24 protein-coding genes are annotated in these 23,267 nt (G+C 63.5%); 17 read left to right on the top strand and 7 right to left on the bottom strand.

The genetic code is table 11. The features are described 5' to 3' along the window. Window positions 1-267 precede the first annotated feature (267 nt). The 9 genes from QWL29_RS14375 to QWL29_RS14335 all read left to right on the top strand — a co-directional run bounded on the left by QWL29_RS14375 (window position 268) and on the right by QWL29_RS14335 (window position 10,249). A complete protein-coding gene (locus QWL29_RS14375; RefSeq protein ID WP_305823566.1) occupies window positions 268-1,377 on the top strand; it encodes an MraY family glycosyltransferase in 1,110 nt (369 codons plus the stop codon). Window positions 1,378-1,540: 163 nt separating this feature from the next. After that, complete coding sequence (flhB, locus tag QWL29_RS14370; protein ID WP_305823565.1) at window positions 1,541-2,704, top strand: flagellar biosynthesis protein FlhB; 1,164 nt, start codon at window positions 1,541-1,543, stop codon at window positions 2,702-2,704. A gap of 11 nt (window positions 2,705-2,715) precedes the next feature. After that, on the top strand, window positions 2,716-4,824 hold the full coding sequence (flhA, locus tag QWL29_RS14365) for a flagellar biosynthesis protein FlhA (protein ID WP_305823564.1): 2,109 nt from the start codon (window positions 2,716-2,718) through the stop codon (window positions 4,822-4,824). 242 nt (window positions 4,825-5,066) lie between these two features. Beyond that, the gene (gene flhF / locus QWL29_RS14360) at window positions 5,067-6,476 is read left to right on the top strand and encodes a flagellar biosynthesis GTPase FlhF (RefSeq protein ID WP_305823563.1); all 1,410 of its coding nucleotides are present in this window, start codon (window positions 5,067-5,069) and stop codon (window positions 6,474-6,476) included. After that, window positions 6,469-7,299, top strand: coding sequence for a MinD/ParA family ATP-binding protein (locus QWL29_RS14355; RefSeq protein WP_305823562.1), 831 nt, complete (start codon window positions 6,469-6,471; stop codon window positions 7,297-7,299). The genes flhF and QWL29_RS14355 overlap by 8 nt, the downstream gene beginning before the upstream one ends. A 21-nt stretch (window positions 7,300-7,320) precedes the next feature. Beyond that, complete coding sequence (locus tag QWL29_RS14350; protein WP_305823561.1) at window positions 7,321-8,049, top strand: RNA polymerase sigma factor FliA; 729 nt, start codon at window positions 7,321-7,323, stop codon at window positions 8,047-8,049. Then, the gene (locus QWL29_RS14345; RefSeq protein ID WP_305823560.1) at window positions 8,031-8,774 is read left to right on the top strand and encodes a flagellar motor protein; all 744 of its coding nucleotides are present in this window, start codon (window positions 8,031-8,033) and stop codon (window positions 8,772-8,774) included. Before QWL29_RS14350 ends, QWL29_RS14345 begins: the two co-directional genes overlap by 19 nt. A 4-nt stretch (window positions 8,775-8,778) precedes the next feature. Then, complete coding sequence (motD, locus tag QWL29_RS14340) at window positions 8,779-9,552, top strand: flagellar motor protein MotD (RefSeq protein ID WP_305823559.1); 774 nt, start codon at window positions 8,779-8,781, stop codon at window positions 9,550-9,552. A 205-nt stretch (window positions 9,553-9,757) separates the two neighbouring features. Continuing rightward, window positions 9,758-10,249, top strand: a complete 492-nt coding sequence (locus tag QWL29_RS14335; RefSeq protein ID WP_305823558.1) for a hypothetical protein — start codon at window positions 9,758-9,760, stop codon at window positions 10,247-10,249. Window positions 10,250-10,322: 73 nt separating this feature from the next. Here the strand turns inward: QWL29_RS14335 and QWL29_RS14330 are convergent, their stop codons facing one another. The 7 genes from QWL29_RS14330 to flgA form a co-directional block, all read right to left on the bottom strand. Next, on the bottom strand, window positions 10,323-11,375 hold the full coding sequence (locus QWL29_RS14330) for a M35 family metallo-endopeptidase (RefSeq protein WP_305823557.1): 1,053 nt from the start codon (window positions 11,373-11,375) through the stop codon (window positions 10,323-10,325). 189 nt (window positions 11,376-11,564) lie between these two features. After that, window positions 11,565-12,287 (bottom strand): hypothetical protein, encoded by a 723-nt coding sequence (locus QWL29_RS14325; RefSeq protein WP_305823556.1) that lies wholly within the window; start codon window positions 12,285-12,287, stop codon window positions 11,565-11,567. 142 nt (window positions 12,288-12,429) lie between these two features. Further along, window positions 12,430-13,533 (bottom strand): acyltransferase family protein, encoded by a 1,104-nt coding sequence (locus QWL29_RS14320; protein ID WP_305823555.1) that lies wholly within the window; start codon window positions 13,531-13,533, stop codon window positions 12,430-12,432. Window positions 13,534-13,646: 113 nt separating this feature from the next. Then, window positions 13,647-14,534, bottom strand: coding sequence for a PilZ domain-containing protein (locus QWL29_RS14315; RefSeq protein WP_305823554.1), 888 nt, complete (start codon window positions 14,532-14,534; stop codon window positions 13,647-13,649). 314 nt (window positions 14,535-14,848) lie between these two features. Then, the gene (locus tag QWL29_RS14310) at window positions 14,849-15,316 is read right to left on the bottom strand and encodes a flagella synthesis protein FlgN (protein WP_305823553.1); all 468 of its coding nucleotides are present in this window, start codon (window positions 15,314-15,316) and stop codon (window positions 14,849-14,851) included. Window positions 15,317-15,322: 6 nt separating this feature from the next. Further along, window positions 15,323-15,628: a flagellar biosynthesis anti-sigma factor FlgM gene (flgM, locus tag QWL29_RS14305; RefSeq protein WP_370663702.1), complete on the bottom strand. Its 306-nt coding sequence runs from the start codon at window positions 15,626-15,628 to the stop codon at window positions 15,323-15,325. Between the two features lie 101 nt (window positions 15,629-15,729). Further along, on the bottom strand, window positions 15,730-16,428 hold the full coding sequence (flgA, locus tag QWL29_RS14300; RefSeq protein WP_305823552.1) for a flagellar basal body P-ring formation chaperone FlgA: 699 nt from the start codon (window positions 16,426-16,428) through the stop codon (window positions 15,730-15,732). Between the two features lie 159 nt (window positions 16,429-16,587). On the opposite strand from flgA, the gene flgB reads away from it, so the two are divergent. From flgB to QWL29_RS14260, 8 genes are all read left to right on the top strand, one after another. Further along, window positions 16,588-17,004, top strand: coding sequence for a flagellar basal body rod protein FlgB (gene flgB / locus QWL29_RS14295; protein WP_305823551.1), 417 nt, complete (start codon window positions 16,588-16,590; stop codon window positions 17,002-17,004). Window positions 17,005-17,006: 2 nt separating this feature from the next. Further along, the gene (flgC, locus tag QWL29_RS14290) at window positions 17,007-17,408 is read left to right on the top strand and encodes a flagellar basal body rod protein FlgC (RefSeq protein WP_305823550.1); all 402 of its coding nucleotides are present in this window, start codon (window positions 17,007-17,009) and stop codon (window positions 17,406-17,408) included. A 16-nt stretch (window positions 17,409-17,424) separates the two neighbouring features. Further along, a complete protein-coding gene (locus QWL29_RS14285) occupies window positions 17,425-18,117 on the top strand; it encodes a flagellar hook assembly protein FlgD (RefSeq protein WP_305823549.1) in 693 nt (230 codons plus the stop codon). 37 nt (window positions 18,118-18,154) lie between these two features. Next, entirely contained in the window at window positions 18,155-19,690 is a 1,536-nt protein-coding gene (locus QWL29_RS14280; protein WP_305823548.1) for a flagellar hook protein FlgE, read from the top strand. 153 nt (window positions 19,691-19,843) lie between these two features. Next, entirely contained in the window at window positions 19,844-20,584 is a 741-nt protein-coding gene (gene flgF / locus QWL29_RS14275; protein WP_305823547.1) for a flagellar basal-body rod protein FlgF, read from the top strand. Window positions 20,585-20,657: 73 nt separating this feature from the next. After that, window positions 20,658-21,440: a flagellar basal-body rod protein FlgG gene (gene flgG, locus QWL29_RS14270; protein ID WP_305823546.1), complete on the top strand. Its 783-nt coding sequence runs from the start codon at window positions 20,658-20,660 to the stop codon at window positions 21,438-21,440. A 23-nt stretch (window positions 21,441-21,463) separates the two neighbouring features. Further along, window positions 21,464-22,114: a flagellar basal body L-ring protein FlgH gene (locus QWL29_RS14265; RefSeq protein WP_305823545.1), complete on the top strand. Its 651-nt coding sequence runs from the start codon at window positions 21,464-21,466 to the stop codon at window positions 22,112-22,114. Between the two features lie 23 nt (window positions 22,115-22,137). After that, the gene (locus tag QWL29_RS14260; RefSeq protein ID WP_305823544.1) at window positions 22,138-23,259 is read left to right on the top strand and encodes a flagellar basal body P-ring protein FlgI; all 1,122 of its coding nucleotides are present in this window, start codon (window positions 22,138-22,140) and stop codon (window positions 23,257-23,259) included. Window positions 23,260-23,267: the final 8 nt, after the last annotated feature.

The raw sequence follows: 23,267 nt of genomic DNA, 5'->3' as shown, positions 1-23,267 counted from the left end.
AAAAAATGTAACAAAGTGTCTGGGAATATTAGGAAAATTGCGCGAAACTTTTTTTGCCAAAAATCAATTCACATCAAAAATAGAATAAATTCTTAGCAAAATCATAGTCTTAGCATAAAGATGTTGTGGCGGTTCGACATCTCATGCTGCTACGCACGATTGCAGGGCAGAGGATGCTTTCTTCAGAGAAATGAGATAGAATCCGTAAGTTATTCAAGTGTCATCGTGGATCGATTGGAAACTCATTTCATAGTCTCTGAAGTCGGCTTGACGGTATCGCTGGTCTTCTCGCTGGTGCTCGTTGCGACGACGCGCTGGCATGGCCGGTTTACGCTGGATGCAACGCGCGGCGTACAGAAGTTCCACAGCGCTCCAACGCCGCGGATCGGCGGACTGGCCATCATCTTTGGCCTGTTCGTCGCCTGCGCCTTGTCGTCGGATGCGCAACAGGACCTGTTCGCGCCGCTGCTGCTTGCCTCCCTGCCCGCCTTCCTGTTCGGCATCGCCGAAGATTTGACGCGCCGCGTCTCCATCGGCGCGCGCCTGCTTGCGACCATGGCCAGCGGCGTGCTGTGCTGGGCGCTGACCGACGTGCATATCCTGGAAACCGGCCTCGGTCCGCTCGACGCGGCGCTGGCCTGGCTGCCGCTGTCGGTCCTGTTTACCGCCTTTGCGGTGGGCGGCGTGGCGAATGCCGTGAACATCATCGACGGTTTCAATGGCCTGGCCAGCGGCACCGTGGTCATTGGCCTGGTCGCGCTCGGCTTCATTGCCGACGGCTGCGGCGACGCCGAACTGGCTCGCCTGTGCTTCCTGATCTGCGCCGTGACCGCCGGCTTCTTCCTGGTCAATTTCCCGTTTGGCAAATTGTTCCTCGGCGATGGCGGCGCCTACCTGCTCGGCTTCCTGCTGTCCTGGCTGTCGGTGATGCTGGTCTACCGTAACCCCGACGTTTCGCCCTGGGCGCCGCTATTGGCCTGCGCCTACCCGGTGTTCGAAACCGTGTTCACCATTGCGCGCCGCCTGTGGTGCCGCCGCCACCCGGGCCAGCCCGACAGCTGCCACCTGCACAGCCTGGTCAAGATCGCGATTACCGGCCGCTATTTCCGTGCCTTCAGCGCACCGCTGCGGAATGCCTTCGTCTCGCCGTTCTGCTGGGCCATTGCCGCCGTGCCGGCCTGGCTGGCGGTGCGCTTCGCGGGCAACACCCCGGCGCTGCTGCCGGCCACGCTGGCCAGCTTCGCGCTGTATCTTGGCTTCTACTGGTACGTGGCGCATGCCGCCCGTGCCCGCCGCCGCCGCGCCATGCGCAGCCAGGCGCGCGTGGCCGCTTCCATCGCCGCACTGGCCGCCGAGCCAGAGCCGGTCCAAAGCTGATCCGGCAAGGTCCGCATTTCTCTTCACCAGCGTGAAGCGATGCGGACAGTCGCCCGGCAGACGCCGAATTACCGGCCTTTCCCCGTCCTGTTTCTTCTATGGCTCTACGGCAACAGCGGCGATAATCGCATCCTGGCTATTTTGGCGGTAACAGGGAGCGGACATGGCGGAAGACAGCGACGCAGAGAAGACAGAAGACGCATCGCCCAGAAAATTAGAGAAGGCGCGTGAAGAGGGCGATATTCCGCGCTCGCGCGAAGTCGCGACCTTTGCCGTCCTGATGACTGCCGGCGCCGGCCTGTGGATCACGGGCGGCAGCCTGGTCGGCCGCCTGGAAAGCGCGCTTGCCTCCGGGCTCACGCTCGACCGCGAGCAGGTCTATAACCCCGCCGTGCTGCTCGAGCGCATCACCAACGACGTCGGCGGCGTGCTGCTGGCCTGCCTGCCGCTGGCCTTTGCCATCATGCTCGTTGCCCTGGCGGCGCCGATGCTGGTCGGCGGCTTCAATTTCAGCTCGAAAGCCTTCATGCCGAACTTCATGAAGCTGAACCCGATCTCGGGCATCGGCAACATGGTGTCGACGAATTCCCTGATCGAACTCCTGAAAGCCATCGCCAAGACCCTGGTGGTGGGCGCCGTGGCCTGGATCGTGATCCGCAGCGAGACCGATGCCGTGCTGGGCCTGGCGGTCGAGCCGCTCGGCACCTCGAGCGGCCACCTGGGCGATTTGCTCGCGCGCACTTTCCTGTACATCGTCGGCGCGCTGGGTGTGATCGCCCTCATCGACGGGCCTTACCAGATTTGGCATTACAACAATAAACACAAGATGACGCGCCAGGAAATGATTCAAGAATCGAAAGAATCCGACGGCAATCCTCAGATTAAAGGGAAGATTCGCCAGATGCAGCGGCAAATGGCGCGCAACCGCATGATGCAAAATGTGCCTACTGCAGATGTGGTCGTGACCAACCCGACCCACTACGCGGTGGCGCTGAAGTACACCGACGGCCAGGCCGGCGCGCCGCGCGTGGTGGCCAAGGGCGTGGACGAAGTGGCCGCCAGGATCCGCGAGCTGGCGCGCGAGAACAAGGTGGCCCTGCTGGAAGCGCCGGCCCTGGCCCGTGCCCTGTACAAGCACACCGAGATCGACGACGAGATCCCGGAAACGCTGTACTCGGCGGTGGCGGAAGTGCTGGCCTATGTGTTCCAGGTACGTAACTACAAGGCTGGCGGCCGTTACCCGGATCGCCCGACCAGGCTGGCAGTGCCGCCGGAGATGGACCCGCTGAACCCGGCCTCGCAAAAGAAACCCGATTCCACCCGATAACGGAGTAATGCATGAATAGTTTGAGACTGCCAGCATGGCTGACCGGCCTCGGTAGCAGGGGCAGCGCCCTGGCTGCGCCGATCCTGATCATCCTGCTGCTGGCAATGATGATCCTGCCGCTGCCGGCGTTCGTCCTCGACCTGTTCTTCAGCTTCAACATCGCCCTGTCGGTGATCGTGCTGCTGACCGCGCTGTACACGGTCAAGCCGCTCGACTTCATGGCCTTCCCGGCGATCCTGCTGGTGTCGACCATGCTGCGCCTGTCGCTGAACGTCGCATCGACCCGTATCGTGTTGACCGAAGGCCACACCGGCGGCGCCGCGGCCGGCAAGGTCATCGAGGCTTTCGGCCACTTCCTGATCGGCGGTAACTACACCGTCGGTATCGTGGTGTTCGTGATTCTTACCATCATCAACTTTACTGTCGTCACCAAAGGTGCGGGCCGTATCGCCGAGGTCGGCGCGCGCTTCGCCCTGGATGCAATGCCGGGTAAACAGATGGCGATCGACGCCGACCTGAACGCCGGCATGATCGGCGAAGCCGAGGCGCGCAAGCGCCGTGACGAAGTGGGCCAGGAAGCCGAGTTCTACGGCGCCATGGACGGTGCCTCGAAGTACGTCAAGGGTGACGCCGTGGCCGGTATCATGGTTACCCTGATCAACGTGATCGGCGGCCTGATCGTCGGCGTGGTAATGCACGACATGGCCGTCGGCGACGCCGCCAAGACCTACACCCTGCTGGCCATCGGTGACGGCCTGGTGGCCCAGATTCCCTCGCTGATCATCTCGATCGCCGCCGGTATGGTGGTCTCGCGCGTGGCCAACGACCAGGACATTGGCGGCCAGATGGTCGGCCAGCTGTTCGCCAAGCCGGAAGTGCTGTACATCACCGGCGCCATCATCGGCGGCCTGGGCCTGATCCCGGGCATGCCGAACCTGGTGTTCCTGCTGCTGGCCGGTTCCCTGTGCGGTTCCGGCTACCTGCTGGCCAAGCGTGCCAAGGAGGCCCCGCAGCGCGAAGCCGAAGCGGCGGCCGACGAAGCGGCAGCCGGCGCCAGCACGGCGGCCAGCGCCGAGACCGAAGAAGCGACCTGGCAGGACATCATGCCGGTCGATACCCTGGGCCTGGAAGTGGGCTACCGCCTGATTCCGCTGGTCGACAAGACCCAAGGCGGCGAGCTGCTCAAGCGCATCAAGGGCATCCGCAAGAAGTTTGCCCAGGAAGTCGGCTTCCTGGCGCCGCCGGTGCACATCCGCGACAACCTGGAACTGAAGCCGTCGAGCTACCGCATTACCATGAAGGGCGTGGAAGTGGGCACCGGCGAAGCGATCAACGGCCAGTTCCTGGCGATCAACCCGGGCATGGCCAGCGGCACCCTGCCGGGCCAGCAAACGGTGGATCCGGCCTTCGGGCTGCCGGCCGTCTGGATCGAGGCGGGCCTGCGCGACGAAGCGCAGAACCTCGGGTATACCGTGGTCGACGCCGGTACGGTGGTGGCCACCCACCTGAACCATCTGATCACGACGCATGCGTCGGAACTGCTGGGTCGCATGGAAGTGCAGGCGCTGCTCGACCACCTGGGCAAGGAATCGCCAAAGCTGGTCGAAGACCTGGTGCCGAAGGTCGTGTCGCTGTCGACCCTGCAGAAGGTCTTGCAGAACCTGTTGCTCGAAGGCGTACACATTCGCGACATGCGCAGCATCATCGAAACCCTGTCCGAACATGCGGTCCAGACCCAGGACCCGACCGAGCTGACCGCGCAGGTACGTATTGCGCTGGGACGCGCGATCGTGCAGCAGCTGTTCCCCGGCACCAACGAATTGTCGGTGATGACGCTGGACAACCGCCTCGAGCGCTTGCTGATGCAGGCGCTGGGCGCCGGCGGCGACGGCACCGGCATCGAGCCGGGCCTGGCCGATACCATCGCCCAGCAGGCGCACAATGCGGCGCAGCAGCAGGAAGCCATGGGCCACACGCCGGTGCTGCTGGTGCCAGGCCCGCTGCGCGTGCTGCTGTCGCGCTTCCTGCGCCGCGCGCTGCCGCAACTGAAGGTCTTGTCGCATTCGGAGATTCCGGAGACCAAGACGATTCGGGTGACCAGCCTGGTGGGTGCGCAGTAAATAAGAGAAGTGGCGCCGGAGCGAACACCGGCGCCCTTTTTTTCGTAGGTTTCCATGGGGCCGCGTCTGCCGCAATCCGGCCCAAACGCCGTTCGCCCCTGTCTACGCTGCACCCCTTCCGAGAAATAACCCCTTTTTCCCCGCTTTCTCTCCAGATGCTTGCTTAGCGGCATCGTCAATAATCATGACATTAGACAGGGATGCTGCCTGTCGCACCAACATGATGCAGTGCGGAGAAAAAGATGAATGTGAAGAAATTTACTGCTGCGAGTTCCCGGGAAGCCTTGCGCAAGGTGCGCGAAGCGCTCGGGCCGGATGCCGTCATTCTTTCCAATCGTCCCGTCGATGGCGTGGTCGAGATCCTGGCCCTGGACAATGATGATGTCGCCTCGCTGGCCGCACCCGCGCCGGAGTCGGACATGGCCCAGCCTCAGCCGCGCCTGAGCCAGCTCGATGCTGCCGAGCGTGACGCGCCGGCCTTCGTCAACCGTCGCGGCAGTGCGCCGGCCGTGGCGCCGGAACAAGTGTTCGCGCGCCGCGCCGCCCAGGCCGAGCCGGATTTCGCGCCCGAGCCGGAGTTTGCCGTGCGCCGCCCGGCTGCCGCCGCCGCGCCGGCCTTCGACATGGCCGCCATGAGCCGGATGATGCAGGATGCCATGGCACAGGCCAAGGAATCGGCGGCCGCCGAGATGAGCGGCATGATGAGCGAAATCCGCGCCATGCGCGGCATGATGGAAAGCCAGCTGGCCGAGCTGTCCTGGGGCGGCACCCAGCAGCGCGAGCCGCACAAGGCCGTCGTGCTGCGCGAGATGCTGGCCGCCGGCTTCTCGGCGTCGCTGTCGCGCTACCTGATCGACAAGCTGCCGGCCGACAAGGATGCGGCGGAATCCATGCGCTGGATCAAGACCGTGCTGGCGCGTAACCTCACCACGATGTCCGACGAAGAGTCGCTGCTCGACCGCGGCGGCGTGTTCGCCCTGGTCGGCCCGACCGGCGTGGGCAAGACCACCACCACCGCCAAGCTGGCGGCGCGCTGCGTGCTGCGCCATGGCGCCGAGAAGCTGGCGCTGATCACCACCGACGCCTATCGTATCGGCGGCCACGAACAGCTGCGCATCTACGGCAAGATCCTCGGCGTGATGGTGCACTCGGTAAAGGACGAAGCCGATCTGCGCATCGCCCTGAAAGAGCTCAAGAACAAGCACACCGTGCTGATCGACACCATCGGCATGTCGCAACGCGACCAGATGGTGACCGAGCAGGTGGCCATGCTGGCCGGCGCCGGCGCCGACGTCAAGCGCCTGCTCTGCCTGAACGCGACCTCGACCAACGAGACCCTGAACGAGGTCGTGCGCGCCTACCAGGGCAGCGGCCTGTACGGCTGCATCATGACCAAGCTCGACGAAGCCGCCTCGATCGGCAACGTGCTCGACGTAATGATCCGCAACAAGCTGAACCTGCACTACATCTCGAACGGCCAGCGCGTGCCGGAAGACCTGCACCTGGCCGACCGCGCCATGCTGGTCGACCGCGCCTTCCGCAGCCGCCGCGATGCCGGCAGCCAGTTCGAGGATGCCGACCTGCCGATGATGATGGCCAATACCGGTAACCTGAACAACGACCACACCTTGCGTGGAGTGTACTTTGGCTAGTTTCGATTTCGACCAGGCCGAAGGCCTGCGCCGCATGCTGGCCGGGCCCAAGCCGCGCGTGGTGAGCTTCCTGTCGGCGACGGCGGGCGACGGCAAGCGGCCGATGCTGGTGAACCTGGGCGCCTCGCTGGCCCGGGCTGGCAACGATGTCCTGATCGTCGACGCCTGCCAGGGCGGGACCGGCATTGCGCATGCCCTCGACCTGGACCGCCACGCCAGCCTGTTGCAGGTGGCGCGCCAGGAATGCGCACTGAACCAGGTGGTGCAGCGTGCGCCACAAGGCTTCAGCGTGGCCACCCTCGTGCGCGAAGGCGCGGCGCCGCGCGCCGGCAGCGACGAAGCACGGCGTTTGGCGAAGGCCTTCGACGTGCTGGTGCAGGGGCAGGGCGGCATCGTCATGGTCGACGCCGAACTGCAGCGCGACGGCAGCTTTGCCGTACCGGTGCTGGCCGAGTCGGAAATCGTGGTGCAGGTCTCGGCCAGCGCCGCCTCGATCACCAGCGCCTATGGGCTCATCAAGCGCCTGGCGCAGGAGTTCGGGCGGCGTCCGTTCGGCATCCTGGTCACCGGCGCCAGCGAAGCGGAGGCCCGTGTCGTTTACGATAATATGTCGCAGGCGGCAAGCCGTTACCTGGCAGTAAGCCTGACCTCGATGGGCTCGGTGCCGGCGGACGAATACCTGCACCGCGCCGCGCGGCTTGGACGGTCCGTGGTGGACGCGTTTCCGATGGCCGGGGCCTCGGTGGCGTTCCGTCAGCTGGCCGGGCGCTTCGCCCTGCCGGACCTGGCCGGACGGGGGCGCCGCGACGGCGCGCGCTACTAGACTTACAGAAAAAGACCACGCATGTATACCGTCAAAGGGAAAGCGGACAAGAACCATTTGCTCGCCCAGCATCAACCGCTGGTCAAGCGCCTGGCGCACCAGATGAAGGCCAAGCTGCCGCCGTCGGTCGAGGTCGACGACCTGATCCAGGCCGGCATGATGGGCCTGCTCGACGCCATCAACCGCTACGAGGACAACCACGGCGCCCAGTTCGAGACCTATGCCGTGCTGCGCATCCGCGGCGCGATGGTCGACGAACTGCGCGCCAACGACTGGATGCCGCGCAGCACCCGCCAGAACATGAAGAAAGTGGAGTCCGCCATGACCGCTCTGCAGCAGCGCCTGGGCCGCGCGCCGACCGAACTCGAGGTCGCCAGGTCGCTCGAGATTCCGCTCGAGGAATACCAGGAAATGCTGTTCGAAGGCGGCGGCCACCAGCTGGTCTACTACGAGGACTTCCACGACGACGACGGCAACGACAGCTTTCTCGACCGCTACGCCGTGGATGAGGACGACCCGCTGCGTGCGCTGCTCGACACCGACTTCCGCTCGGCCGTGATCGAGGCCATCGACGGCCTGCCGCCGCGCGAAAAGATCCTCATGGGCCTGTACTACGAGGAAGAGCTGAACCTGAAGGAAATCGGCGCCGTGCTCGGCGTGTCCGAGTCGCGCGTCTCGCAACTCCATACACAGGCGGTGGCGCGGCTGCGTGCGTCGCTGCGGGAGAGACTGTGGACTTCGCCAGCCTGATCGGCCTGGCGCTGGCGCTGGCCGGCCTGTTCGTCGGGCACACGCTCGACGGCGGCCGCTTTGCCTCGCTGATCCAGCCGGCGGCGTTTGCCATCGTCGTGGTCGGCACCTTCGGCGCGGTGCTGCTGCAATCCGAAGCCAGGACCTTCCGGCGCGGCATGCGTATGCTGCGCTGGGTATTCTTCCCGCCGAAAAGCGGGCGCCAGCCGCTGGCGCAGGCGATTGCCCTCTGGAGCCTGTCGGCACGCCGCGACGGGCTGTTGTCGCTGGAACAGTACATGGGCACGAAGGACCTGTTCGTGCAGAAGGGCCTGCGCCTGGTGGTGGACGGCATCCACCCGGACAAGCTGCGCAATTTGCTGGAAACCGAGATCAACGCCTATGAATTTGGCGAGCGCCAGGCGGCGCGCATTTGGGAGTCCGCCGCCGGCTACGCGCCGACCATCGGCATTTTGGGCGCGGTGCTGGGGCTGATCCATGTGATGGAGAATCTGTCCGACCCATCGCGCCTGGGCTCGGGCATTGCCGTGGCCTTTGTCTCGACCGTGTACGGTGTGGGGCTGGCCAACCTGTTCTTCCTGCCAGTGGGGAACAAGCTGAAGGCCATCGTGTCGGACCAGGTGGCGCAGTACGAAATCCTGCTGGAAGTCTTCCACGACCTCGCTACCGGCAACCATACCCGCGTGGTGGAAGAGCGCGTGGCCAGCCTGCTGGCGAAGCGCTGAGGCGATGGCGCGCAAACGCTACGACGAGAACGGCAACGCCGGCCATGGCGCCGGCGCCGGGGACAGCCACGAGCGCTGGCTGATTTCCTATGCCGATTTCATTACGCTGCTGTTCGCTTTCTTTGTCGTGATGTACGCGGTTTCGGTCGTCAACGAAGGCAAGTACAAGGTGCTGTCGGATGCGCTCGGGAGTGCTTTCGGCGGCAACCCGGAAACGCCGCAGGCCAGCAGCGCCATCGACGCCTTGCCGCTGAGCGGCATCATCGCCCGCAAGCGCGCCGAGGCCGCGAAGCGCGAGCGCGAGCGCATGAACACCCTGGCGCGCGACCTGAACAATTCGCTGATGCCTCTGGTCCAGGCCGGCAAGGTGCGCGTGGTGCAGACCGGGCGCGGGGTCAGCGTCGAGATCAATGCCAGCATCCTGTTCGCCGAAGCCCAGGCCGCGCTCGGCGAAGAGTCGCGCGAGACGCTCGGCACCGTGGCGGATTTGCTGAAAAACGACCCGCATGCAATCGACGTCGAAGGGCATACCGACAATGTACCGATCGCCAGCCCGCTGTTTCCGTCGAACTGGGAATTGTCGGCCGTGCGCGCCACCAGCGTGGTGCGGCTGTTCATCGACAACGGGATTGCGCCGGCCAGGCTGACGGCCGTGGGGCATGGGGCGAACCAGCCGGTGGCGTCGAACGGCGACGAGGCGGGCAGGGCGCGTAACCGGCGGGTGGCGATCACGATTTTGACGGCGGTGCCGGCGGCAGTGGAGCCGGTGGGGCGGTGAAATAATATTTCACCGGCGCGGCTTTGGTGAAATTTTCTTTCACTCAAACATTCTATACCGCGTGGGCACAAGTGCCCACCCTACAACAGCAGAGTTCGTAGGGTGGGCACTTGTGCCCACGCGGTCTCACCGCTCGCCACCATCACACCTTGGCAAATCCCGCTCCCGCCCGCACAATGCATGAGACCAGCCTCACGGAGTAATCATGCAACGCAGACCCTTTCTGTTCACCGCCCTGGCCGCGCTGAGCCTTCTCCCCGCACTGGCGGGCGCCGCCGGAGCCGACCGAGTGAACGTCAAGCAGACCATCGACATCGAATCGAACAACGGCCGCGTGCTGGTGCACCTGACGGTCTTCAACTACGGCAAGCAAACGATCTGGATCCCACGCGAAATCGCGGAAGGAAAGGAATTGACCGGGCGCCGCTTCGACGTGCGCGGTTTCGATAACCGCCCGCTCGACTACACCGGCAAGATGGTGAAACGCGCCGCCCTGACGGCTGCCGACTACCAGGCCGTCGAACCCGGCAAGACCCTGAAGAGCACGATCGACATCACGCCCTCGTACGCATTCAAGGCGGGCCGGCACACCTATAACATCGGTTACGCCGGCCCCTTCCTCACCGATGTGAACAAGCCGGACCGGTTGGCGGAAAGCCCCGCCAGGCCGACCACCTTTGCCCACTCCGGCAAATAGCGAATAAAAAGCGAATAAAAGGCGAATAAATAAGCCGGCTCCTGGAGCCGGCTTCGTCACATCGGCCGCCCGATCAGTTCAATGCCGGGGTGTTTTCCGAGAAATACTCGTGCGAATCGGCATTGTTGATCGCACGCTCGGGCGAGGTCCGCGCCAAGTCGGCCGCGCCGCTTTGCCCGTACACGTGGTCATCGGTTCCCGCCACCACATTGAAGTGGCTCATCTCGTGCAGCAGGGTGCCGCCCATCGAATCGGTGCCGGTCAGCGGCGCCGTCCAGAAGGCCCGGCACACGTAGATGTTGTAGGGCTGGGCCGGATAGACGTAGGCGAAATAGGGCTCGTTGCAGCCGCAGTCGACCTTCACCGGCTTGGTCTCGAAGCCGTCCTTGATCGCGCTGAAGTTGCTCGTTACCGTGGCCACGCGCGTCGCTTCATGCGGGCCGAACCAGTTGACGTAGCGCTGGCCCTGCTGCTTGCGGCTGGTGAGGTACTCCAGGCCATCGGCCGCCATCGCCGTGCCGGCGGCAAAGGCATTCGTGATCGAGGTTTGCTGGGCATTCGAGCACGAGCTGAAGGTGAGGCCGGCACTGGCCGCAGGCAGGGCCGACAACTGCGGCATCACCGTGCCGCGCGGCAGGCGGCCCTCGATCCAGATGGCGGCCGGGTTCGAGGCCAGGTCGCCGACCAGGATCTGCGTTCCGGCGCCGGCCTTGGCGCTCGGCGCCGCGTTGCTGGTCAGGTAGCGCACCGAATAGGCGCCGGTCACCGCCATCTCGTACAGGCTCGACAGTTCAACCCGGGCGCTGCGCGATTCACCCGGCGCCAGCACGATGTAGTCCGCGTCAAGCGGCGCCGCACGCTTCACGTGGCGCCCGAGGTAGCGCACCGGCTGGCCGTCGCGCGTGATCTGGAACAGGGCATGTTCGGCCGGCACGAAGGGCGTGCGCCATTTCAGCAGGCGCTGCGGCGTGGAGCCGGTATTCGTCAGCGTGACCGTGACGTTGACCTCGTCGCCCTTGCCGAGCGAACGCTGCTCGGGCGTGACGCTGACGGCGATGTTGGCATGAGCGGGCAGGGCGCAAGCCAGCAGCAGGGTGCAGGCAGTGTGAATGGCAAGGTGGCGCATCGATTCCTCCGTCAAAAAAATAGACCAAGGAATACTGTGTGCCTGTTATACAGTAGAGAACTTGCGTAACTGCAAGGTTTTCGTAGGGCGGGTTCTCGAACCCACCTGGCTGTGACCATCCGCCTGCAGACCCACAACCTGGATAGGAATTCTGGTAAGCCATCCGGAGCCACTCCAAGGTCGCCGGATTTATTTCTCGGCCGACTCGCTCAAGGAATAAGTGATGCGCGCATTATCCGACCAGCTGTTCTCGCCCAGCCGTGGCAAGGTGTCGTGCGATCTGGCGAAGGTCAGCGTGCGCTCGCCGTCCTCGATCGTGACCGTGTCGTAGGAAGGGATGGGTACGCCGATGCTCGTCACATCCATCTCGGCGCACAGGTCGGCAAACAGGCCGACGGTGCCCAGCACCAGCCGGAACTTGAAGCTCTCGGCCTTTGCCATGGCGACCTGGGCCATGCAGGCCAGGCGCAGGTCGCCCATGCGCGCGACATTCGCCGGCAGCCCGGGTGAGCGCACCTGTATGTTGGGATGCAAGAAGCTGCCTTTCGGGAATTCCTTGTTGGCGACGACCATCGCATCGCCATCGTCCACCACGCCGTCCTCGGGCAAGGTAAAGCTGGCGGCCGAGGCCATCGCGAGCGGAAGGCGTTTATCCTCCAGGACGATCTCGACCTGGTTACCTTCTTGCGCCGGATCGATCTTCGGCAACCGGAAGCTCAGCTGCGCACCGGGCGCCTGGGCAGGGGCCTGCTTTGCGAATACGGCCTGTGCTTTCTGCAGCACTTCATAGCGCCAGGCCATTGCCTGGCCCGGCGCCGATCCGCTGACGTGAACAACCTGGAGGCCGCTGCCCGCTGGCTCGGCCGCCTGGACGTTGGCGCCGAGCACAAGGGCGGCAAGGAGAAAACGCATGGACATGTCAATGGACCTGTTATCGAAAAACCCGAACATAACAGCTGGCCAACGCTGCAAGCTCGCTCAAGCGACAGAACGCCAAAATGACGGGGCAGGCCGTATGAAACGAGGGGCAAATCTGATATCGGGACGTTCCATTTCACGCGGCCATTTTTACAGGCGCATCGTCGACATATTCCCGACCTTCTTCAGGCGTGGTTGTTGGTGCAGCATGGCGGGCTGCCCGCGCATTTCCCCGTTTGATCAGCGGCAGTTCGAAAAACCGGTAAGAGTAATGAGCAAGTACAACAGTCAATACCGAAAGCGCCAGCGCCATCATGAATGGCGACGAAAAACCGTGGTTAGCGGTGGCCAACTGTTGCCAGAGGTAGATGCCATACGAAATCCGTCCCACGTGCGCAAGGCGCCCATTGGTGAACAATGAGCGGATGCCGGCGCGGTGGACCGGCGTGCCGAAAACGATAATACAGATCAGTACCGGCAAGACAAATGCAAGCAGTCGCCTGAGCGCGAGTGGCTGGGGAAGCAGGCCGATGGCAAGGACAAGCAACACGATAGCAAGCCACCCGAGCAGCGGAAGCCTGGCAAGCAGCGGCCCGAGTTTTTCCCAATACAGGGCAAAAAGGCATCCCGCCAGCATGAAGAGCATATAGCCCAGGTAGGTAGTAATGGCGCTGTTTTTCCACACCAGGGCAAGGACGACAAGGGAAGCGGCGAGCACTGCCGTTTTCAGTGCAGCATTGGCGGTACGCACATAGCGGCCGGCCAGGAACAGCAATGGGAATATCAGATAAAACTGCTCTTCGTAGGCAAGACTCCAGGTATGGCCGATCTCCCAGGGGCAGGAAGGACCGAGCTCACGGAAATTGCACAGGAAGACAGCCACCTTCAGGAACTGGACAATACCCAGGTCGAATACACCGAAGTGATTCAGGACGGCTATGCAGAGGAGATACACCGCCAATGGAGGCAGGATCCGGTAAGCGCGCCGGATATAGAAACCGCGCATGCTGACGGTTCCCGATGCCGCGGCTTCGCGCATCATGCCACGGCAAATCACATAGCCGCTGATGCAAAAGAATAGTTGGACGCCCAGCGGACCGGACTTTCGTATCGCCGACAGGATATCGGGAAAAGCGTGTTGATACCACGGGTCCAGGAAGCGCACCAGGTGACTGACAACCACCATCGTAATGGCGATAAAGCGCCATACGTCGATATGCTGGATTCGACCCTTGTCCACTTTTAAACTTTCAAGAAGGAAACGACAGATAGTATCTTGAAAGTTATAATCCAGCCATAAAAGTTTTATAAAAAAAACATCGGCGATGGCCGGCTTATGTCGGATAGCCGGGCTCAGGTTTCGGCAAGATGCTGGTAGACGAAGGATTTCAACGCAAGCTCGGTGTTTTCATCCATCCCGGAGTCGAAAGCAATGCCGTAGCTCATCTGCTGGGAAAGCCGACCCTTGATGCCGCGAATCGTTCCGCTCAGTTGCACCGTATGGGTCCTGCCGCCGATCTTGAAGCGGAACGCCAGCTTGAGGACGGTGCCGGTATCGCCCAGCACGAAGCCGGTGGAAATCGCGCAGCCGCCGCTCGACAGGTTGGTGATGATGCCCGGAACTGTGCCGTCGACGAGGGTGATCGAGGTGGGCAGCTTGACCTCGACACGCAAGGACTCGCGGAACGGCTTGCTGACCGCTTCGGTCGGATAGCGCAGGAACAGGTGCCCGCTTGGCAAGGATGCAAAGCGCATCAGCGAGGTCTTGAAGGCGCATACCGTGCGTCCGAAGATGACCTGCGCGGTCATCGGCAAGCCTTCGAAGTGTTGCCAGCTCTGGCCATTGGCTGCGCGCACCGCCGGCGCCGACACGATAATCGACTGCAATGGAATGCGGCCATAGAAGTCGACTGGCGCCGAGCGCGCCTCGAAGTCGCCTGGAAACTGGAAGGTCAGGACCATGCCTTCGGCATTGTGCTTCAGCGACTGGAGCGGATCCCTGATGGAGGCAAATTTGCCGTTTTTGTCGTCGCTGGGGTCGACCAGGTCACCTTGCTTGTCGCCAGCAAGGGCGGCGCGCATGGGCCGGGCCAGCAGCATGCGGTTCAGTGCAGTGGTATCGGGGATGACGAACCCTGCCGCGGCAAGCAGTTCTCCTGTTCGTAGATATAGCGCCCATGGCAAGGGTTTCCCCAGCGGCATGTCGTTCTCGGATACATAGACGAACTGTTGCTTGCTCATTTGGATTACTCGTTACGCTGCCCGACGCTCAGGAGCTGGATGTTGACATAAATCAATGTCAATGACAATGGATATGGCAGCAACGTTGTTGTCACTATACAAGGGCTGCGCACGGGTGAGGAAAGGAGGGTGCACTATCGCGTCATCGCAGCCGAACAATGCATTTGCTATCGTTGAATTTCTTATCGCGGGCTGGAGCAAGTGCGACGTTGGCGCCTGCACGGGAATCGGCCAACACCGAGCCGCCGGCATGATGATGCGGACCTGACACGGCAGCCGCACAGGCAAGCATTGTCGCCTCGTTACACGTCAGATCACACCGAGACGAACCTGCGCCCCGCGCCCGCTCCGAAGCTCAGTCCCTTCGCCCCGTACAAGGGTGATTCAGCTGCGCCGGCAGGGGTGCGCAGCGCCTGCAGCACCGTCTGGTTGTGCGCCAGCTGGCGGTTGATCAGCAGGCCATTGACGCGATTGAACTCTTTGGCTTCAGCGGCGGCTGTCAGCAAGCCCGACCATTGCGTGCGCGTGGCGGCGTCGGCATGGGATGCGACCCACGCTTCCATGCCCGCTTCGCCGGCTTCGAATCCCATCCCGCCCAGGGTCGCATGGCGCTGGCGCGACAGCTGCACCAGTTCCTGTACCAGTACGACCTTGCCTGGAGTGAGTTCGGCCAGCGCGTCCGCATCCGCCGCCACCAGTAGCTGCTGTTCCTGCTTCATCAGTTGGATCAGCGCGACAACGCGCTCGTGTTCGGCAGGGAGGGTGGCTTGCGGACGGGTCATGGGTCGTTATCGGTTGCGTGAGTGGAGCAGGTCGCGCACGGTATCCAGCAAGCCGTCCGCGATCCTTTCGGAATTGACTTGGAACTGCCCATCGGCAATTGCCATCTTAATACGTTCAACTTTCTTGGCATCGAACACTTCGTTCGCCTTGCCGCTTGCTCCCACGCCCTGGGCTTGCGACGACAGGCGTACGCTGTCGGTCGGGACCGAGGCACTGGCAGCCGCTTTTTCGGCCTGCTTTGCGGCGGCGGCCTGGGTCTGGTTCTGTTGCTGAAGGGCTTGCGCGCCTTTGAGGGTGTCGTTGATTTTCACAGCCTATCCTTTCGCGTCGGAGCAGGAACTCCGGGATCTCACTGTGTAACGGCTTTCCATCCACAAACTTTAGCGCTTGGAGCCTTTCAAACGAGGTTTTTTTACAATGCCACTTCGACCATGCCGCCGGCGCGCGCCGTACCGCTGATGATCGCGCCGCGCAGGGTGCGTACCTGCACGACTTGCCCTTCGCCGGCATTGCCGATGGCCTTGCCTTCGCCGGTGACCGAGAAATTCTCGCCGCGCGACACGATCCGGACCGTCTGGTTCTGCTGCACAACCGGCTTGCTCTTCAGGGAATCGAGCCGTAGCGGCGCCCCGGCCGGCAGCGATACGACCGGGGTGCGGCCGATGGCCTGCGCCATGTCGGTGATGATCCCGTTCGGCATGGCGGCGATGTCGCCTTGCATCGTTGTCAGCTGCCCGGCGTCGATCGCCTGGCCCTGGGCCAGGGGCACGGCGGCGGTCACGTAATCGGCCAGCACGCTGACCTGTGCTTGCAGGAACACCTGCCACACCGGCGCCGTGCAGCGCACGCCCACCGTGGTCTTGCCCCAAGGGCGGGCACCGGGCTGCTGAAAGGCTTGCGGCGCCGGGCAGGCGGCCAGCGACAGGCGCGGGTCGACCGCACCCACCTTGACGTTTACCTTGCCTGGCAAACCGGCGCTTTGCGCCTGCAGATAGTGTTCGGCCACCTTGCGCAGGGCGGCGCCGTCCTGGCGCGAGGCGGTTGCCTGGGCAAAGGCGGCAGGCGCAGCCAACAGGATAGCAGCGGAAAACAGCAGCGAACGTTTGAACATGGCAGCCAACGTGGTTCTGAATGACGCCATCTTAAGTGGCTTGATGCCACACCGAAACTTCGAATAAGCCGGGTTTGGCGCTCCTGCTTCTTCGATTGGCTGGTGTTGCCCATACGTATGATTCACGCTGTCCCAACAAGATATCGGTCCGGAGGCGGCATGATCGGCAAAATCGACAATTACTTACGCTTCAATGAAACAGCGCTGTCCCTGCGCTCGCAGCGCCAGGAATTGCTGGCTTCGAACATCGCGAACGCCGACACCCCGCACTTCAAGGCCCGCGACATCGACTTCGCCAGCGCCATGCAGGGCGCACTGTCGAAAGGCAGCGGCAACAGCGGCCTGGCCGCCACCAACAATGCGCACATGCAGGGCGCGGCGGATGGCAAAACACTGCCCGACGGCACCCCGGTGCTGTACCGCGGCGTGGTGCAGGGCGCGGTTGACGGCAACACGGTCGACATGGATGTCGAGCGCAACCAGTTCGCCGACAACGCGCTGCGCTACGAAGCCGGCATCACGATGATCAACCACCAGATCCGCGGCCTGCTGGCGGCGATCCAGAACGGGCAGTAATCATGTCGCTCTTTAATATCTTTAATGTTTCCGGCTCGGCCATGAGCGCCCAGGCCCGGCGCCTGAACACGGTGGCCAGCAACCTGGCCAATGCCGACAGCGCCACCTCGGCCAGCGGCGAAGCCTACCGCGCCAAGCAGGTGGTGTTCGAGGCGGTGCCGATGGCCACCGGCGGCACCGGTGTCAAGGTGCGCGAAGTGGTCGAAGACCCGTCGCCGCTGAAACAGGTCTACGACCCGAAGAACCCGCTGGCCGACGAAAAAGGCTATGTGTCGATGCCGAACGTGAACCCGGTGGACGAAATGGTCAACATGCTGTCGGCCTCGCGTTCGTACCAGAACAACGTCGAAACCATGAACGCGGCAAAAAGCATGCTGCTGAAAACGCTGACCCTTGGTCAATAACCTGAGCGACTGATCCATGTCCACCGTAAACAGCGCCGGCTCCGGCACCACCATCAACGATTTGATGTCGACCATGAACGTGAAGAAGGGCGCCACCGATAGCGTCCAGGCCGACACCGACAAGTTCATGACCCTGCTGGTGACCCAGCTGAAAAACCAGGATCCGCTCAACCCGATGGACAATGCGCAGATGACCAGCCAGCTGGCCCAGCTGCAGACCGTTACCGGCGTGAACAAGCTGAACGATACCCTGGAAAGCCTGAAGTCGAGCTACCAGTCGAGCGAAGCGATGCAGGCGACGAACCTGATCGGCCACGGCGTGCTGGTCGAAGGCAACAACATCAACCTTACCGGCGGCAAATCGGTGTTCGGCGTCGAACTCGCCACCGCGGCCGACAGCGTGAAGGTGGTGGTCAGCGATCCCAGGACCGGCAAGGACGTCGCCACCATCGACCTCGGCGCCATGGAGGCGGGCGCTACGCCGCTGGCCTGGGACGGCAGCTCGGATGCGGTCGACGCCGCGGTGCTGGCCGACGGTGGTTACAGCTTCCGCATCGAAGCGTCGCGCGGTGGCCAGCCGCTCACCGACGTCAAGGGCCTGAGCCTGGACAGCGTCGCCAGCGTCAGCACGAATACCAAGGACGGGGTCAAGGTCAACCTCGCAGGCAAGGGCGCCATTACCCTGGCCGACATCAAACAAGTCCTGTAAGCCGAGCCGCTTACCTTTATCTTATCTGGAGAACTAAATGTCTTTTCAACAAGGTCTGAGCGGCTTGAACGGCGCTGCCAAATCCCTGGACGTCATCGGTAACAACATCGCCAATGCCAGCACCGTCGGTTTCAAGAGCGCCCAGGCGCAGTTCGCCGACGTCTATGCAAACTCGCTCAGCGGCGCCACCGGGGTCAACGCGGGGATTGGCACCAAGGTGTCGCAGATCGCCCAGCAGTTTACCCAAGGCAATGTCGAATCGTCGAACAACTCGCTCGACGTGGCGATCAATGGCCAGGGCTTTTTCCGCACCGTATCCTCGGGTGCGGTCCAGTACACCCGGAATGGCCAGTTCTCGCTCGACAAGGAAGGCTATATGGTCAACGCCCAGGGCGCCAAGCTGACCGGCTACGGCGTCGGCGTGAACGGCGGCGTACTGGCCGGCGCGCCGAATCCGCTGCAGATCAGCACCTCCGACCTGAAGCCGGTCACGACCAGCAAGATTGGCATCGAGATGAATCTCGATTCGCGCGCGGCGCCGCCAACCGTGACCCCGTTCGACGCCAACGATCCGAACAGCTATAACAAGCAGACCCCGATCGATGTCTACGACTCGCTCGGCAACCCGCATGTGCTGTCGACCTTCTACGTGAAGAACACGGCCGGCAGCTGGGACGTGTTCGTTGCGAACGACGGTGTCGAACTGAACAGCCTGACCGTAGCCCAGGCGGCACAGGGCAATACCGCCGAATTCGCGGAAGTCAACGCCGCACGCGCCGAGTGGGACGCGGCATCGAAAGCGATTCCGCCGGTGCAGGCGACGATCACGGCGGCATTGACGCGCTACGCCACGGCGGCGTCGGCGATGGTCGCGGCGGCGGCGACGGAGGTGCGCCGCGAGTCGGGTGCGGAAGCGGCGATCCGCAATGCCGGGGGCACGGCGGCGCAGGTGGCCGGGAATACGCCGGACATGGTCGACAAGGCCATCGCGGCGGCGGTGCGCGTGCCGGCCAAATCGGTCGGCACCCTGAATTTCGACCAGAATGGTTCGCTCAACGCGACTGCCACGACCGATGGCGGCAAATTCACGGTCGATTTGCCGATCTTCCCATCCACCGGTTCGACGCCGGTCCAGTCGATGGAACTGAGCTTCACCGGCACGACCCAGTATGGCACCACCACCAGCGACAAGCGCCTGGTCCAGGACGGCTACGCGGCCGGTAGCCTGCAGCGCTTCTCGATCGGCGACGACGGCATCATCCTCGGCCAATACAGCAACGGCCAGTCGAAAGCGATGGGGCAGGTGGTGCTGGCGAATTTCGCCAATACCAACGGTCTCGAGCCGCTCGGCAACAATGCCTGGTCGGAGTCGTCCGATTCCGGCATTCCGATGATCGGCGCCCCGAACTCGGGCAGCTTCGGCGTGCTCCAGTCGTCGGCGGTAGAAACCTCGAACGTCGACCTGACGGCCGAGCTGGTCAACATGATCACGGCGCAGCGCGTGTACCAGGCGAATGCGCAAACCATCAAGACCCAGGATTCGGTGTTGCAGACCCTGGTGAACCTGCGTTAATCGAAGTAGGGCATCGACCATCGACCGCTAGTTGGACGCGTGGACGGCGAAGCCGTCCACCCTACGGCGAACCGTTTTTTGTAGGGTGGACGGGTTTCCCGTCCACGCGTTCAACGAACAGAAATAACCCGGCACGATACAGAAGGAACACACATGGACCGCTTGATCTACACCGTCGCCTCCGGCGCCAAACACGTCCTCGAGCAGCAGGCCACGACCTCGAACAACCTGGCGAACCTGAACACGACCGGTTTCCGCGCCCAGTTGGACACCTTCCGCGCCGTGCCGGTGCAGGGCGAAGGCCTGCCGACCCGCACCTTTGTGGTCAACAACACCGTCGGCGCCGACTTCAGTTCCGGCCCGCTGCAGATGACCGGGCGCGACCTCGACGTCGCCATCAAGGGCCCGGGCTGGATCGCCGTGCAGAACGCCGACGGCACCGAGTCGTACACGCGCAACGGCGCCCTGCAGGCAAGCCCGAACGGCGTGCTGACCACGCCTTCCGGCCAGACCATCATGGGCGAGGGCGGGCCGATCACGATTCCGCCGGACGTGACCGTGACGGTCGGCGGCGACGGCACCATCTCCACCATCTCCAACGTGGAGCGCCCGGCTGCCCCGGTCATCCTCGGCCGCCTGAAGCTGGTCAACCCGGACCAGAACAGCCTCACCCGCGGCGACGATGGCCTGTTCCGCATGAAGGACGGCAGCAGCGCCCCGGCGGACCCTGCCGTGCGCGTGGCCGGCGGCGCCCTGGAAGGCAGCAACGTGAACGCGGTCGATGCCATGGTGTCAATGATCGGCCTGGCAAGGTCCTTTGAAACGCAAATGAGCCTGATGAAGAACGCCGAGAATAACGCCGCGAAAGCCAGCCAGATCCTCGCTTTGAACTAAGTGTTTCTCCAGCATAATTCTGTTGTGCGTGGGGCGTTGTTGCCACCAGCGCCGCCGCCAACAGGAGAAACCCATGATTCGTTCGCTGTACATCGCCAAGACCGGTCTCGAGGCGCAGCAAACCAACCTCGACGTCATCACCAATAACCTCGCCAACGTCAGCACCAACGGTTTCAAGAAGTCGCGTGCGGTGTTCGAGGACCTGCTTTACCAGACCCAGCGCCAACCAGGCGCCCAATCCTCGCAGCAAACCAACCTGCCATCCGGCCTGCAGCTCGGTACCGGTGTGCGCGCCGTCTCGACCGAGCGCATCTTCACCCAGGGTAACCCGCAGGAAACCGGCAACTCGAAGGACGTCATGATCAATGGCGGCGGCTTCTTCCCGGTGCTGCTGCCCGACGGCACCCAGGCCTACACCCGCGACGGCTCGTTCCAGACCGACGCCAACGGTACGCTCGTCACCTCCAGCGGCTACCCGCTGCAGCCGCCGATCACCGTGCCGGCGAATGCCGAGAGCATTACCGTCGGCCGCGACGGCACCGTGTCGGTGAAGACCGCCGGCTCCACCGCCATCACCCAGGTCGGCAACCTGCAATTGATCACTTTCATCAATCCGGCCGGCCTGGAGTCGAAAGGCGAGAACCTGTACCTGGAAACCACCGCCTCGGGTAACCCGAACGCGAACACCCCGGGCACCAACGGCGCCGGCGTGATCATGCAGGGCTATGTGGAAACGTCGAACGTGAACGTGGTCGAGGAAATGGTCAACATGATCCAGACCCAGCGGGCTTACGAGATCAACAGCAAGGCGATCACGACGTCCGACCAGATGCTGCAAAAACTGGCCCAGCTCTAATCCGACTTCTTTTACGTCCAACCATGAAGAAAATCGCTTTCATCGCCACGTTCTCCGTCGTCATCGCCGGCTGCGCCACCACGCCCAGCTCGATCGTGCAGGAAACGCGCAGCGCCCGTCCGGCCCTGGCCGAAGTCGCGCCGCCGACCGACGGCGCCATCTACAACGCCGCGCGCTACCGCCCGATGTTCGAAGACCGCCGTGCGCGCCAGATCGGCGACCTGCTGACGATCAACATCGTCGAGAAGACCTCGGCAAATAAAGCCGGCACCAGCTCGGGCAACAAGACGGGCAGTGCCAGCTTCGGCCTGCCGGGCCCGCTGCAATCGAAACTGGGCGCGAACGTGGCCACCGAAGGCGGCATCAAGTTTGCCGACGGCGACAACCAGAGCGCCAGCAATGCCTTTACCGGCACCATCGGCGTCACCGTGACCGAGGTGCTGTCGAACGGCAACCTGATCGTGGCCGGCGAAAAGCAGGTGGCGATGAACAAGGGCATCGAGTTCATCCGCTTCTCGGGCATGGTCAGCCCCGACACCATCCAGAACGGCAATGTCGTGTCGTCGACCCTGGTGGCCGATGCGCGCGTGGAATACCGCACCAGCAGCCAGCTCGACCGCGCCGAGATGAACTCGATGATGTCGCGCTTCTTCCAGTCGCTGCTGCCGTTCTAAGCCTTTCTGATTCCGGAGTGATCATGCGTTTGAATTTCCCGCTGCTGGCGCTGTGCGCTGCCCTGACCGCGACGTCTACCTTCCTGGCGCCGCTGGCGCATGCCGAGCGCCTGAAGGACATGACCAGCATCGCCGGCGTGCGCCAGAACCAGCTGTCGGGCTATGGCCTGGTGGTGGGCCTGGACGGCACCGGCGACCAGACCAGCCAGACCCCGTTCACCGTGCAGTCGATCATCGCCATGCTGCAGCAGAAGGGCGTGAATCTGCCGCCGACCGGCCAGCTGCAGCTGAAGAACGTCGCGGCCGTGATGGTCACGACCTCGCTGCCGGCGTTCGCCCAGCCGGGCCAGAACATCGACATCACCGTGTCGTCGATCGGTAACGCGAAAAGCCTGCGCGGCGGTACCTTGCTCATGACCCCGCTGCACGGCGCCGATGGCCAGGTCTACGCCATGGCCCAGGGTAACGTGCTGGTCGGCGGCGTGGGTGCCTCCGCCGGCGGCGGTGTGCAGACCCAGGTGAATCACCTGTCGGTCGGCAAGATCTCGGCCGGCGCCACCGTCGAGCGCGCGGTCGCCTCGAACCTGGGCGAAAACAACCAGATCCGCCTGGAGCTGAACAACACCGACTTCGCCACCGCCAGCCGTGTGGTCGAGGCCGTGAACAACCAGTTCGGCGCCGGCACCGCCACCGCCCTCGACGGCCGCGTGATCCGCGTGCGCACCCCGGCTTCGTCGGATGCCCGCGTCAGCTTCATTGGCCTGCTGGAAAACATCGACGTCAAGCCGGCCGCCGCCGCCGCGAAAGTGATCCTGAACGCGCGCACCGGTTCGGTGGTGATGAACCAGGCCGTCACGCTCGACACCTGCGCCATTTCGCACGGCAATCTGTCGGTGACGATCGGCGCCGACACCAACGTCAGCCAGCCGGCGCCGGGTTCGCGCGGCCAGACCGCGGTGACCACCACGCCTAGCGTGGAAATCAAGCAGGACCCGGGCAAGGTGCTGCTGGTGAAAGGCGGCGCCTCGCTGGCGGAAGTCGTGAAGGCCATGAATTCGATCGGCGCTTCGCCGCAAGACCTGCTGGCCATTTTGCAGGCCCTGAAAGCCGCAGGGTCGCTGCGCGCCGAACTCGAGATCATCTAAGGACCCGC

It is taken from the genome of Massilia brevitalea (genome assembly GCF_030711405.1).
In the GTDB taxonomy this organism is placed as follows: domain Bacteria; phylum Pseudomonadota; class Gammaproteobacteria; order Burkholderiales; family Burkholderiaceae_D; genus Telluria; species Telluria brevitalea.
Note: the sequence above shows the minus strand (reverse complement) of the source record. Positions and strands in the feature narration are given on the sequence as shown.